Consider the following 13,536-nt stretch of genomic DNA (forward strand, 5'->3'; position numbering starts at 1 on the left):
CATGATTTTTAGAGAAGCCAAAATTGACGATATAAGGCAAATACAGATTGTACGGAATTCTGTAACAGAAAACACTTTATCCAATCCGGATTTAGTTACCGATAAAGATTGCGAAGAGTTTATGTTTGAAAGAGGCAAAGGCTGGGTTTGTGAAATTAACAACAAAATCATTGGATTTGCCATTGCCGATTTAAAAGAAAATAATATCTGGGCTTTGTTTTTGGATCCGAAATTTGAAAATCAAGGTATCGGCAAAAAACTGCACGATATGATGATGGACTGGTATTTTAGCCAAACGAAAGAAAAAGTCTGGTTAGGAACCGCATTTGGGACACGAGCAGAAGGATTTTATAAAAAAATAGGCTGGACCGAAGCCGGACTGCATGGAACAAAAGAAACAAAATTTGAAATGACCTTTGAAGACTGGTCAAATACTACTAAAACAAAAAATATTCAATAAAAATGGAAAAAGCAAAAAGTTTTCTGCCTTGGAGTTTAAGAATCATAATTTCTTTCTTATTCATCATTTCAGCTATTGCCAAAATGTATCCGTCTCCTTATTTTGCTATTTCTACTTTTGAAGTAAAACAATTGTATCCGTTAGGTTTTTCAGATACGTTAGCCCCGTTTTTTTCCAGATTTTTAATCGGAATCGAATTAGCATTGGGAATCCTGATTCTTCAAAACAACTTTTTACGCAAAATCATTATCCCGGCAACAATACTATTATTAGCTGTTTTCACGACACATCTTACCATTGTTACTATTCAGGATGGAGGAAATTCGGGTAATTGCGGATGTTTCGGAAGTTTATTGCCTATGACTCCTATCGAGGCAATCATCAAAAACGTAGTTGCTATAGCCCTATTGGTTTATCTGCTTTACTTACTTCCAAAGGATTCAAACGGAAACAGAAATTTTTGGTTTTTGGCAACAATGACTCTGGCTTCCATACTGGCCTTATTTATGCTGGCTCCTATCCAACCCAAGAGTGCTTTAGAATTACCATCCTCTGAAATCACTTCTGAAGCTGATAGTTTAACAATCGAAAACAACAATTCAACTGCCCTAATAGATTCTGTTGAAAAAATAATAAAAAAGGATTCTGTAAAAAATGGAAAACCTGAAAAAACAGCGCAAAAAATTGCCGAAGTCCAACCAAAAAATGAGCCTGCTCCGCACAAATCCGGTTACACTAAATTTTTCTCTAAAATCGATACAGGTCGAAAAACTCTTTGCTTTTTTGTTCCAGGATGCGACCATTGCCGTGAAGCCGCTAAAGAACTAACCGAATTAAAACAGAAAAATACAGATTTCCCGGACGTTTCCATCATTTTCATGAATGAAGAAGCAGATTTGATTCCTGCCTTTTTTAAAGAAGCCGGTGCTGAATATCCTTACACAATAGTGGAAGTTATCCCTTTCTGGAATTTATTGGGGCCAAAAACCGATACCCCGGGAGTTAAGTATTTATGGAATGGGAATACATACAAATACTACAATGGTATTACAGATAAAAAATTCGATCCAATTGATTATCAGAAATTAATCAGCAAATCATATTCAGAATTAACCTCAAAAAAGTAAAATCAATTAAATAAAGAAAGAAATGAAAAAACTACTTTGCTTATTCTCTTTTGTGCTACTAAACATTTCATGTTCCAGTGCTCAAAGTAAATTTTCGACTGAAGCTTTAAACAGCAGCTTAACTACTGCTGAAGGGTCACAAATCACTTTTCAGGATATTATCAAAAAACACAAAGGCAAAACCGTTGTCATTGAAATCTGGGCTTCCTGGTGTGGCGATTGTGTAAAAAACATGCCTAAACTTAAGGAATTACAATCTGAAAATACAAATGTAGATTTCGTTTTCCTTTCTTGCGACAGAACAATGGAGACTTGGAAAAGTGGAATCGAGAAACACGAATTAATCGGCGATCACTACCTTATTCCTGACGGTATGAAAGGAGCTTTTGGAAAATCTATCGATTTAAATTGGATTCCAAGATATATCGTTATAGACAAAAAAGGTAAAGTTGCTTTATACAAAGCCATTGAAACGGATCACGAACAAGTAAAATCTTTATTAACAAGCTTACAGTAATGAGACAAAAAATAGTAGCCGGTAATTGGAAAATGAATAAAAATTCAGAAGAAACTGAAGATTTAATCAATGAATTAATTGACAAATTACCAACTGATTTAGAAACAACTGTAATTATCGCTCCGACATTTGTCAATTTGGCTTCGGCAGTTGATCATACTGAATTTACCCACATCCGCGTAGCCGCACAAAACATGCATCAGGCTGAAGGTGGTGCTTTTACCGGAGAGATTTCAGCAGATATGCTAAAAAGCATTGGTGTAGACATTGTAATTATCGGTCACTCTGAGCGTCGTGCTTATTTTCATGAAACAGACGCTTTGCTGGCTAATAAAGTAGAAACAGCATTAAAACATGACATGACAGTTATTTTCTGTTTCGGAGAAGAGCTTAAAGACAGAAGTACAAAAAGTCATTTCAATATTGTTGAAAATCAATTAAGAGATGGTTTATTTAATCTTCCGGAAAGCGCATGGGCGAACATCGTTTTAGCTTACGAACCAGTTTGGGCTATCGGTACCGGAGAAACAGCAACGCCGGAGCAAGCTCAGGAAATGCATGAATTTATACGTGAAATCGTTAGAAAACAGTACGGCAGCACTATCGCTGATACAGTTTCCATCTTATATGGCGGAAGTGTAAAGCCCGATAATGCCAGAGAAATTTTCTCTAAACCGGATGTCGACGGAGGATTGATCGGAGGAGCCGCATTAAAAGCCGATGATTTTGTAGCAATTGCAGAAGCTATTTAATCTCAAAATAACAAATTGTAAAAACCACACTTAATTGTGTGGTTTTTTTATGCTCAAAAATAAACCATACCTTTTTTCTGCTTAAACTATGTTATTTAATCCGAAACAATCTCCATTGTATTCTCTTCCGAATAGCACCTGTTATTTAATGAGTTAAATCCTATAAAAATAGTGTTTCTTGGAAATATTGTATAAGTTTGTGTAACAAATCATTACATTATGACCCAGGAAGAATTACTACCTTTGTTACTTAAAAAAGACGGTCATGCTTTTACTTATGTATATGATATGTATTCTAAAAGCCTTTTTGCAGTTATCAGCAACTTAATCCGAGATCAGGAAGAAGCCGAAGATGTGCTCCAAGAATCATTTGTAAAAATCTGGAAGAACATTGATTCCTACAATGAAAGCAAAGGGCGTTTTTACACCTGGATTCTCAATATTGCCCGAAATACTGCTATTGATAAATTGCGTTCCAAAGGATTCAATAACAGCCAAAAAAACCTTTCTTCCGATAATTTCGTACATCTGTTAGATGACAGTAATAAAATGATTAACCGAATTGACACTATTGGTATTCAGGAATTTGTAAAAAAATTAAAGCCAAAATGCATTCAGATTATCGATTTATTGTTTTTTAAAGGATATACACAGCAGGAAGCTTCTGAAGAGTTGGAAATACCGTTAGGAACCGTAAAAACTCAAAACAGAAATTGTATAAATGATTTAAGGAACTTTTTAAAAGTATAATGGATACAAAAGAATACATAGCATCAGGGATTTTAGAACTTTACGTTTACGGCTTATTAAGCGAATCGGAAAACGAAGAAGTAAATCGATTGGCCATTGAACATCAGGAAATTAATGATGAGATAATTTCAATTGAAAAATCGATTGTAAATATATCAACAAGCTTCTCCCCTTTCTTATCTGCCGAAAATTTTACCAAAATAAAAAACAAACTGGAGCTTAAACATGCTAAGGTTGTCGAATTGAAACCAAAAAACAACCGCCTTCAGTACTTGGGATGGGCTGTTTCTGCTGTATTATTTATTGGAATCGGTTACCAATATTTCAACCAAAACCAATTTAAAAATGACATTTTAAATCTTCAGAACGAGAAAGTAAAACTTCAGGAAATTGTCGTTTCTTCCGAAAGTAAAACTAAAAAAACCATTGAAGACCTGAACGTAATACGCGATTCAAAAAACACTGTCATTACATTGGCTGGGCAAGCAGCAGCTCCAAAATCATTTGCAAAAGTATATTGGAATAAAGAAACCCAAACCGTTTATGTAGATGCTTCTGGATTACCGGAACCTCCTCAGGGAATGGTGTACCAGGTTTGGTCACTTCAATTGAAACCATCGCTAACGCCAACAAGCATTGGATTATTAGATAATTTTTCAGGTGAAAACAATCGAATTTTTGCCGTAAGCAATACTGGTAATGCCGAAGCTTTTGGAATTACTCTTGAACCTGCCGGCGGAAGTAAATCTCCTACAATGGAACAATTGTATACTTTGGGAGCTGTCTAAAATTCAAAACCTTCTTTCAAAAAGAAGCACCGGAAACAATAAAAGTCGTATTGTTAAGCGGACATATGCTCTGGTACTGAATTAACTCCTCTTAACAGCGGATATTATTGTCTTGATGTTAGTGTTGGAGCCTGCAAAAAAAAACACTCATCGAGTGTTCTTTTTATCTTTTACATATTTTATCAGAGCTAAAACGTAGGTGAACAGAGAGGCTAAAAGACAACCCATTTCAGTTCCGAAATTTCCTTTTACCGTTCTTGCCAAAAGCAAAAAAGCTGTAGCAAACAAAAATAAGTGTAACGGTTTTAAACTATTATAAAACTTAATCATTCGGTTTTTTATTTAAAAAATGAATCTACAAATTCATATTTATTAAACACTTGCAAGTCTTCAATTCCTTCACCAACTCCAATATATTTTACAGGAATTTTAAATTGATCCGAAATACCAATAACCACGCCTCCTTTTGCAGTTCCGTCCAGCTTTGTAACCGCCAAAGAGGTAACTTCAGTAGCTGCAGTAAATTGTTTTGCCTGTTCGAATGCATTTTGTCCGGTTGAACCATCCAAAACCAACATAACGTCATGTGGAGCATCTTCAACTACTTTCTGCATAACACGCTTCACTTTGGTTAATTCGTTCATTAAACCTACTTTATTATGCAAACGACCAGCAGTGTCAATAATAACCACATCTGCATTTTGAGCTACGGCACTTTGTAATGTATCAAAAGCCACGGAAGCAGGATCACTTCCCATTTGCTGTTTTACAATAGGAACACCTACTCTATCTGCCCAAATTTGCAATTGATCGATAGCCGCAGCCCTAAAAGTATCACCAGCACCTAAAACAACACTGTAACCGGCCTTTTTAAATTGATTGGCTAATTTCCCTATAGTCGTTGTTTTTCCTACTCCATTTACTCCAACAACCATAATCACATACGGTTTTTTGTTTTTTGGAACCACAAATTCAGATTCTTCTCCCGAATTGGTTTCCGAAAGCAATGATGCTATTTCTTCCCGAAGTATTTTATTTAACTCTTCAGTTCCCAAGTATTTATCCTCAGAAACACGTTTTTCGATTCGTTCGATAATTTTTAAAGTGGTATTGACACCAACATCGGATGAAACCAAGATCTCTTCCAGATTATCCAATACATCGTCGTCAACTTTCGATTTCCCGGCAACGGCTTTGGTTAATTTTGATAAAAAAGAAGTGCTCGATTTTTCGAGTCCCTTGTCCAGGGTTTCCTTTTTGTCCGAAGAGAATATTCTTTTAAAAAAGCTCATTTTTTTGATTGTTAGATTATTTCGTCAGATAATTTGAACCAGCCTTTGCTCGCTGCCAATAGAAATTAAACTGTATTAATAGGGCCTTAAAGTTGTACATAGTCTGCCACCATTATTGAATGCGACACGAAATTCGTATACAAGCCTAAAAGCTGTACTTCCAAATTAATAGGCACAAATATAAAATAAAAAAGCTACTTTCAGAAGAAAGTAGCTTTAGTATATTTTTTATTTTGAGATTATTTCTTTTTCAAGAAACCATCTACTTCTTCTGGAGACATGATAGCCTCAACAAAAGTGTAAGCACCAGTTTTAGGAGATTTCACCATTTTGATAGCTTTTGATAATCTCTTAGAAGCTGTTTGTAAAGTTGCTACGGTTTTCTTTGCCATGACTTATAATTATTTAATTTCTTTGTGTACAGTCACTCTTTTCAAAACTGGATTGAATTTTTTAATTTCCAATCTGTCTGGAGTATTTTTTTTGTTTTTCGTTGTAATGTAACGAGAAGTTCCGGCTACACCAGAAGCTTTATGCTCAGTACATTCTAAAATTACTTGGATTCTATTACCTTTCTTTGCCATCTTAATATATATTTATAGGAACAGATTATTTAATAAATCCTTCTGTCTGTGCTTTTTTCAAAACAGCAGAAATTCCATTTTTATTAATCGTTTTAATTGTAGAAGCAGCTACTCTTAGAGTAATCCATCTGTCTTCCTCAGGAAGATAAAAACGTTTTTTAATCAAGTTCACAGAGAATTTTCTCTTTGTCTTGTTCATAGCGTGAGAAACGTTATTTCCAACCATCGCTCTTTTTCCTGTAAGGTCACAAACTCTTGACATTATGCTTATCTTTTATCGTTATTCAAAATTCAGAGTGCAAAATAACAAAAAAGAAACGGATGTAGCAAACAATATTATAAGTTTTTTGTAATTTCTTTATAAATAATCTCTAATCCTTTAATTACTGCTCTATCTATGACTTTTTCACGAGGCTGCCCGAAGTTAAATTCTTCACTAAAAACTCCTTTTGGAGTCGCAACAGCGATAAAAACAGTTCCAATTTCGGCTTCAGATTCTCCTTTATCCGGACCTGCATTTCCTGTTGTGGCAATCGCATAATCTGCATTAAAAATCTTCTGAGCCTGCAATGCCATTGCCTCGGCAACCGGAGCACTTACAACAGAATGTTTTTCAATTACTGCAGAAGGAACCCCTAAAACAGTTTCTTTTACTTCAGTTGCATAACTCACAACACTTCCCTTAAAATAAGAAGAAGATCCTGGCACTGAAGTGATTACAGAAGCTATTTTTCCACCCGTACAACTTTCAGCTGTAGCAATGGTCATTTTTTTCTCTGACAGCAGTTTTCCTAAAACCACTTCTATGGTTTCTCCATCATCAAAACCGACAATACAATCGGAAATAATCAATTGCAGTTTTTCAATTTGCTCCCTAATCCCTTCATGCAAACTGTTTTCATCAGCTCCACGAGCAGAAAGCCGCAAGCGCACACGTCCGGGACTAGGCAAATAGGCCAGTTTAATAAATTCAGGCAGATTATCTTCCCAGTGTTCTATTCGTTCCGCTAACAGGCTCTCACCTACACCATAAGTCAAAATCGTTTTATGAACAATATAGGGCCGTTCAAATTTGGTAATCAATTTAGGAATTACGGCATTTTCAATCAGATGTTTCATCTCGAAAGGCACACCAGGTAACGAAATAAAAACAGTATTTTCCTTTTCCATCCACATTCCGGGCGCAGTTCCTACTTGATTAAACAACACTTCACAACGCGACGGAACTAATGCCTGGTCTTTATTTATTTGCGTTATCGGACGCTTAAAAAACCCTTCTATAAGTTGAGTAACATGGGCTAAAACTTTTTCATCAACAACCAATGTGTCGTCAAAATAATCGCAAAACGTTTTCTTGGTAATATCGTCTTTTGTTGGTCCCAAACCTCCGGTAACAATCACAACATCAACGGTATTTTGCAAAGAAGAAAGTGTACTTAAAATATGTTGTTTATCATCGGTTATGGATAACATTTCATAAACGCCAATACCAATTTTATCCAGTGATTTTGCTATAAACGAAGAATTTGTGTCAACAATTTGTCCAATCAGGATTTCATCGCCAACAGTTACTATGGTTGCTTTCATTTAATTTGAAGATTGGGGAATTTAGATTTAGAATTTAGAAATGCCGTCAAAAAACAAACAATATCACTTTCACAACGGCAACATAAAACAATCATTCACTTCAGCGGTTTAGAGTTTAAAACCAGCTGTTTCAATTATATATTAAAATCTTTTTTAATTTCGACTAAAGCCAAATCAATTCTTTCAGATAAGCTCTTGTAGATTTCTTTAATTTCTTTTTTCTTTCCTTGATTTTTAGTCCATTGCTCAATCTGAAGAATTTCCTCATGAGCAGCTTCCATACCTAATAAATCAAGTGTAGGTTTTACTTTATGTGCAAAACCGTAAGCATACGGATGATCTTTGGCATTAATCCCGACTTTTATCTGCTGCACATCAGCCGGAACTTCTTCCACAAAAAGATGGATTATCTGTAATACAAAATCTTTATCATCATCAGAAATTGCATAAACTTTCGCTAAATTATAATGTATTGCCATTACTTTACTTGAATTCTAAATAGTTTATTTTCTTCTAAAAACCCTTCCAAAACATCATTAGGGTTCACTTTTGCAACTCCGGCTGGTGTCCCGGTAAAAATAATGTCCCCGATTTTTAACGTAAAATATTGTGAAACATAAGCAATAAGCTCGTCTATTTTCCACAACATATTACTAGTGTTCCCTTTTTGAACTGTCTCACCATTATTAGTTAACTCAAATGTAAGATTTTCCAGCGAATTGAAACTTTTTATCGATAAAAAGTCACCTATTACCGCTGAACCGTCAAAAGCCTTTGCTTTTTCCCATGGCAAACCCTTTTCTTTCAGTTTACTTTGAAGATCTCTGGCTGTAAAATCGATACCCAATCCAATTTCATCATAATATTTATGTGCAAATTTTGCGTCGATATACTTTCCAACTTTATTAATTCTGACTAAAACCTCCACTTCATGATGAATATCATTACTGAATTCAGGGATTACAAATGGATGTTGTTTTAATAAAATCGCAGAATCCGGCTTCAAAAAAACCACAGGCTCGTCAGGGCGCTCATTTTGCAATTCTGCTATATGTTCGGTATAATTCCTACCTATACAGATTATTTTCATTTTATGCTGAATTTATCTCAGTAGCTATTCTCAGTAGCTAATCATCGTTTCGTCCTAAAAGACGAAATGCAATCTGTTATTGTTTCGCACTCACAATCACAGAATTTTCACTACAAATGTTTACATTCACCAAACCTCTAGTTTTAGTGAAGTAATCAGAACTGGTTAGTCCTAATTAAATTTATTATTCAGTTTTCTAAGCTTTATTGCTGTCAGAACTTTTTTTGTATACAACGGAAAATCCGCATTTTGAATCCAGCCAAAATAACCCGGCTCTTTATCCAAAACCTCATCAACCAAAGCTCCTTTATGTTTTCCAAAAGAAAATATCTCCTGACCTTCAGCATTCATTGTTATAAATCCTGCAAAATCAACTGATTTTTTGCGGGTTGTAAACTCTGACAACAGTTTCATATCGTTTTCCAACTCAGGATAACGTTCCAATTGCGCTTTTAGTATTTCGTAGGTTGCCATTGTATCCGCTTCGGCACTATGTGCATTTTCCAGACTTTGATCACAATAGAATTTGTAAGCTGCACTCAAAGTACGTTCTTCCATTTTATGAAAAATCGTCTGTACATCAACAGAAACACGGTTTTTCATATCAAAATCGACCTCAGCACGCAACAATTCTTCTGCTAAAAGCGGAATATCAAAACGATCTGAATTAAATCCAGCCAAATCGCTGTCTTTAATCATGTTATACACTTGGGATGATAATGCTGCAAAAGTTGGCTCGTTAGCTACTTTTTCATTTGTAATTCCGTGGATTGCCGTCGAACTTGGCGGAATAGGCATTCCCGGATTGACAAGCCATGTTTTACTCTCTTTATTTCCGTTTGGATATACTTTAAAGATTGCAATTTCTACAATCCTGTCTCTCGCTACATCTATTCCTGTCGTCTCCAAATCAAAGAAGCAAATAGGTCTGTTTAATTTAAGTTCCATTATTCTGTTTTGAATTTATACAAATATAAGAATTGCAATCGATAAAAATTGGCATCAAAAAAATGACCTCAACATTGAGGTCATTTTTAAATCTTATCTGTTTCTTTTAGAAATCTCTATTGACATCAAATGCTTCAAGATAATCAGCTACACGTTTTACGAAACTTCCTCCTAATGCACCATCCACAACTCTATGATCGTAAGAGTGTGACAAGAACATTTTCTGACGGATTCCTATAAAATCTCCTTCCGGAGTTTCGATAACCGCAGGCACTTTACGAATAGCTCCAAGAGCTAAAATACCTACTTGTGGCTGATTGATAATTGGCGTTCCGAAAACTGAACCGAAAGTTCCTACATTCGTTACCGTATACGTTCCGCCTTGTGTATCGTCCGGTTTTAGTTTACCCGCTTTTGCACGGTTTCCTAAATCGTTTACAGCTTTTGCCATTCCAACCAAATTTAATTGGTCTGCATTTTTAATTACAGGAACAATTAAGTTTCCGTTTGGTAAAGCAGCAGCCATACCTAAGTTTATGTTTTTACGTTTGATGATATAATCACCATCCACCGAGATATTCATTCCTGGGAAGTCTTTTAATGCTTTTGCAACCGCTTCCATCATGATTGGTGTGAAAGTCAGTTTTTCTCCTTCGCGTTTTTCGAAAGCAGCTTTTACTTTATCTCTCCATTTTACGATGTTAGTTACGTCAACTTCAATAAACGACTGAACGTGAGCAGAAGTTTGAACAGAAGCTACCATGTAACCTGAAATCAGTTTACGCATTCTATCCATTTCTACAATCTCGTCACCGCCATTTACAGAAACCGGAGCTGCTTTTGACACTTCCGTTACCGGTGCTTTTTGAGCTTGAGCAACTGGAGTCGCTACAACTGCTGGCTGGTTTCCTCTGTTTTTAACATACTCTAATATATCTGCTTTAGTAACTCTTCCTTCTTTTCCTGTTCCGGCAATAGCTTCTAATTCAGCCACAGAAACACCTTCTTCTTTTGCAATGTTTTTCACTAACGGAGAGAAGAATTTATCTGATGCTGAAAAATCAGCAGGAGCTGCAGTTTCTTTTGCTGTTTCCACTGTTTTTGCTACATCGGCAACAGCTGCCTGAGGAGTTTCAGTTTTTGCAGACTCTGTAACAACGGCACCGCCTTCTGTTTCAATAATAGCAATCGTTTGACCTACCTGCACTACATCATCTGTATTGAAAAGAATTTCAACAAGTGTTCCTGCAACTTCTGAAGGCACTTCACTATCTACTTTATCTGTAGCGATTTCAAGTACTGCCTCATCCATTTCAATTTTATCTCCAACTTTTTTCAACCAGTTGGTTACTGTTGCTTCAGCAACACTTTCTCCCATTTTGGGTAATTTCAATTCAAACTTTGCCATATCTTTAAACTAAAGTTGTGTTTTCGTATTTGGTTTGCAAAATTACTAATTATTTTGATTTAAAATTTCACAAAATGTAATTTTTACTTGATTTCAATTATTTCACCTCTGTCATTACTACTATTGCTGCCTATTATAAAAGAAGCTTTTTCAGGAATAATTTTAAAAGTATAATTGTTATTTTTATTTCTCTCCAGAAAACCAATAATTTCCCTGAAGGAAAAACGGTTATTATCCAATACTATTTCTATTGGCGCCTCTTTTGAATTCGACTGCGAAAATAACGCATTTTCATTAATATCAGTAACCAGACTCAGATTTTTTTGAAGTTGTTTCTCTAATTTAATTTTCAGATTTTCATCAGAAGAAACCAAAAAATACTGCGCTATATTCAGAATAATTTGTTTTCCCTGATTTTTCTTCAATAAAGCAAAAAAGAAAGCTCCTAATTTCATAAAAATGTCAAAAATAACTGAACCTCCGAAATGCTTTTTATAAAAAAACTGCATCGCTTCTCTAAAACGTTTCATGTAAGTTCCGTCCCGAACCGTGCTTTCTCCTTTATAATGTATCACCGAAGTTTCATGGAAATAATAGTTTGACTTTCCTGTTTTCAGTACCATATAACTCAAATCGATATCATCGGAATACATAAAACATTTTTCATCAAAACCGCCTACTTCAAGGTACAAATCGCGCTTCATTATCATAAAAGCCCCTACAAGAATATCGACTTCTCCTGTTTGATTTTCGGATAGATGCTGTGCGTAATATTTATTGAATAATTTACTTTTTGGAAATATTTTATACAACCCGAAAATTTTGGTAAAAGCTACCCAAGGAGTTGGAACACCTCGTTTGCATTCCGGCAGAAAATTCCCGGTTCCGTCAATCAGTTTGCAGCCTACAATGCCTAAATCCTGTTTTGATTTGGCAAAAGCCAGTACTTTTTCAAAAGTATCTTCCGCAACAACCGTGTCCGGATTAAGAATGCAGATGTATTCGCCTTTGGCTTCGGCAACACCTATATTGTTGCCTTTCGGGAAACCTAAATTCGCTTTATTTTCGATAAGTTTTACGTTTGGAAAACGTTGTTTCATCATGTCGCAACTTTCATCTGCCGAAAAATTATCAATAACAATAATTTCACCATCTATGTTTTCCAACGCTTTTTGAACGCTCAAAACACATTGTTCAAGAAAATAACGAACGTTGTAATTAAGAATGATAACGGATAATTGCATGCTTCAAAGATATATTTTAAGTTGCAAAGTTGCAAAGGTCACTTTGTTTCCTGCCATTAGCTATTTTTTGTTTGCTATCAGCTTAGCTATTACAATCGCAACGCACCGTATTTCAGGATACAATAAATAGCATGTAAACCGTCTTTCCAGTTGATTTTTTTTCCTTCATCGTATGTTCTTCCATAATAAGAGATTCCTACTTCGTATATCCTTATTTTTTTGATACGGGCAATCTTAGCGGTTACTTCGGGTTCAAAACCAAAGCGTTTTTCTTTAAGCGTTAACGACTGTAACATTTTGGCATTAAATAACTTATAACAAGTTTCCATATCTGTCAGGTTCAAATTAGTAAATACATTTGACAGAAAAGTAAGAAATCTGTTGCCTATCGTATGCCAGAAAAACAATACTCTGTGTGCATTTCCGCCCATAAAGCGGGAACCATATACAACATCAGCATGACCATCCAGCACAGGTTGTAAAAGAATATTATACTCATTTGGATCGTATTCTAAATCAGCATCCTGGATAATGATGTAATCTCCTGTGGCCTTTTTGATCCCTGTATGCAATGCCGCTCCCTTCCCTTTATTCTTCTCATGTTTAAAAAACGACATCGTTAATTCCGGATTTTGCAACATATATTTTTCAATCGCGGCTGTTGTGTCATCAGTCGAGCAATCATCAATTATTATAACCTCTTTGGTCAGGCCTCCTATCAAATCAGTAGCTTTAACATTGTTGAGGAGTAAATGAACTGTTTCGGCCTCATTAAAAACAGGGATAATTATAGAAAGTTTTTTCATTATTGATTCAGTAATATACAAGTTGGAAAAGAATATCAAAGTGTAAATATCAGCTTTTTGTAAGAATTGAAAAAATAATAACGTGTGATTAAAGCAATGACCATAAAAAAATCTGTTTTGATTACTGAAATGCATATCTCGTAAAATTTCATATTAACTATCGGTTACCAATTTTTTTATTTA

At 35.2% G+C, this 13,536-nt stretch carries 17 protein-coding genes; 6 read left to right on the plus strand and 11 right to left on the minus strand.

Annotated elements, in window-relative coordinates; genetic code table 11:
- Window position 1 precedes the first annotated feature (1 nt).
- The 6 genes from ACRDEC_RS13640 to ACRDEC_RS13665 all read left to right on the plus strand — a co-directional run bounded on the left by ACRDEC_RS13640 (window position 2) and on the right by ACRDEC_RS13665 (window position 4,394).
- Complete coding sequence (locus ACRDEC_RS13640; RefSeq protein ID WP_431498913.1) at window positions 2-460, plus strand: GNAT family N-acetyltransferase; 459 nt, start codon at window positions 2-4, stop codon at window positions 458-460.
- 2 nt (window positions 461-462) lie between these two features.
- Window positions 463-1,587, plus strand: coding sequence for a MauE/DoxX family redox-associated membrane protein (locus tag ACRDEC_RS13645; protein ID WP_431498914.1), 1,125 nt, complete (start codon window positions 463-465; stop codon window positions 1,585-1,587).
- 22 nt (window positions 1,588-1,609) lie between these two features.
- Window positions 1,610-2,104 (plus strand): TlpA family protein disulfide reductase, encoded by a 495-nt coding sequence (locus ACRDEC_RS13650; RefSeq protein ID WP_431498915.1) that lies wholly within the window; start codon window positions 1,610-1,612, stop codon window positions 2,102-2,104.
- Complete coding sequence (gene tpiA, locus ACRDEC_RS13655; protein WP_431498916.1) at window positions 2,104-2,856, plus strand: triose-phosphate isomerase; 753 nt, start codon at window positions 2,104-2,106, stop codon at window positions 2,854-2,856. Before ACRDEC_RS13650 ends, tpiA begins: the two co-directional genes overlap by 1 nt.
- A gap of 219 nt (window positions 2,857-3,075) precedes the next feature.
- Entirely contained in the window at window positions 3,076-3,606 is a 531-nt protein-coding gene (locus ACRDEC_RS13660) for an RNA polymerase sigma factor (RefSeq protein ID WP_431498917.1), read from the plus strand.
- Window positions 3,606-4,394, plus strand: a complete 789-nt coding sequence (locus ACRDEC_RS13665) for an anti-sigma factor (RefSeq protein ID WP_431498918.1) — start codon at window positions 3,606-3,608, stop codon at window positions 4,392-4,394. Before ACRDEC_RS13660 ends, ACRDEC_RS13665 begins: the two co-directional genes overlap by 1 nt.
- Window positions 4,395-4,732: 338 nt before the next feature.
- On the opposite strand, the gene ftsY is transcribed toward ACRDEC_RS13665, so the two are convergent.
- From ftsY to ACRDEC_RS13720, 11 genes are all read right to left on the minus strand, one after another.
- Entirely contained in the window at window positions 4,733-5,686 is a 954-nt protein-coding gene (ftsY, locus tag ACRDEC_RS13670) for a signal recognition particle-docking protein FtsY (protein WP_431498919.1), read from the minus strand.
- Between the two features lie 239 nt (window positions 5,687-5,925).
- Window positions 5,926-6,078 carry a DUF4295 domain-containing protein gene (locus ACRDEC_RS13675; RefSeq protein WP_431498920.1) on the minus strand — a complete coding sequence of 51 codons (153 nt, stop codon included), beginning with the start codon at window positions 6,076-6,078 and terminating at the stop codon, window positions 5,926-5,928.
- Between the two features lie 9 nt (window positions 6,079-6,087).
- Window positions 6,088-6,270, minus strand: coding sequence for a 50S ribosomal protein L33 (rpmG, locus tag ACRDEC_RS13680; protein ID WP_011963553.1), 183 nt, complete (start codon window positions 6,268-6,270; stop codon window positions 6,088-6,090).
- A gap of 25 nt (window positions 6,271-6,295) precedes the next feature.
- A complete protein-coding gene (rpmB, locus tag ACRDEC_RS13685; protein WP_135526203.1) occupies window positions 6,296-6,532 on the minus strand; it encodes a 50S ribosomal protein L28 in 237 nt (78 codons plus the stop codon).
- A gap of 74 nt (window positions 6,533-6,606) precedes the next feature.
- Window positions 6,607-7,857, minus strand: coding sequence for a competence/damage-inducible protein A (locus tag ACRDEC_RS13690; protein ID WP_431498921.1), 1,251 nt, complete (start codon window positions 7,855-7,857; stop codon window positions 6,607-6,609).
- Between the two features lie 134 nt (window positions 7,858-7,991).
- Window positions 7,992-8,336, minus strand: coding sequence for an Hpt domain-containing protein (locus ACRDEC_RS13695; RefSeq protein WP_431498922.1), 345 nt, complete (start codon window positions 8,334-8,336; stop codon window positions 7,992-7,994).
- The gene (locus ACRDEC_RS13700) at window positions 8,336-8,947 is read right to left on the minus strand and encodes a fumarylacetoacetate hydrolase family protein (RefSeq protein ID WP_431498923.1); all 612 of its coding nucleotides are present in this window, start codon (window positions 8,945-8,947) and stop codon (window positions 8,336-8,338) included. The genes ACRDEC_RS13695 and ACRDEC_RS13700 overlap by 1 nt, the downstream gene beginning before the upstream one ends.
- Window positions 8,948-9,118: 171 nt before the next feature.
- Window positions 9,119-9,895 (minus strand): exonuclease domain-containing protein, encoded by a 777-nt coding sequence (locus ACRDEC_RS13705; RefSeq protein ID WP_431498924.1) that lies wholly within the window; start codon window positions 9,893-9,895, stop codon window positions 9,119-9,121.
- A gap of 106 nt (window positions 9,896-10,001) precedes the next feature.
- Window positions 10,002-11,303, minus strand: coding sequence for a dihydrolipoamide acetyltransferase family protein (locus ACRDEC_RS13710; protein WP_431498925.1), 1,302 nt, complete (start codon window positions 11,301-11,303; stop codon window positions 10,002-10,004).
- Window positions 11,304-11,386: 83 nt separating this feature from the next.
- Window positions 11,387-12,547 carry a glycosyltransferase family 2 protein gene (locus ACRDEC_RS13715; RefSeq protein WP_431498926.1) on the minus strand — a complete coding sequence of 387 codons (1,161 nt, stop codon included), beginning with the start codon at window positions 12,545-12,547 and terminating at the stop codon, window positions 11,387-11,389.
- An 89-nt stretch (window positions 12,548-12,636) separates the two neighbouring features.
- Window positions 12,637-13,353 carry a glycosyltransferase family 2 protein gene (locus ACRDEC_RS13720; RefSeq protein ID WP_431498927.1) on the minus strand — a complete coding sequence of 239 codons (717 nt, stop codon included), beginning with the start codon at window positions 13,351-13,353 and terminating at the stop codon, window positions 12,637-12,639.
- Window positions 13,354-13,536 lie beyond the last annotated feature (183 nt).

The sequence above is a fragment of the Flavobacterium sp. genome, assembly GCF_050696275.1.
Classification (GTDB): Bacteria; Bacteroidota; Bacteroidia; order Flavobacteriales; family Flavobacteriaceae; genus Flavobacterium.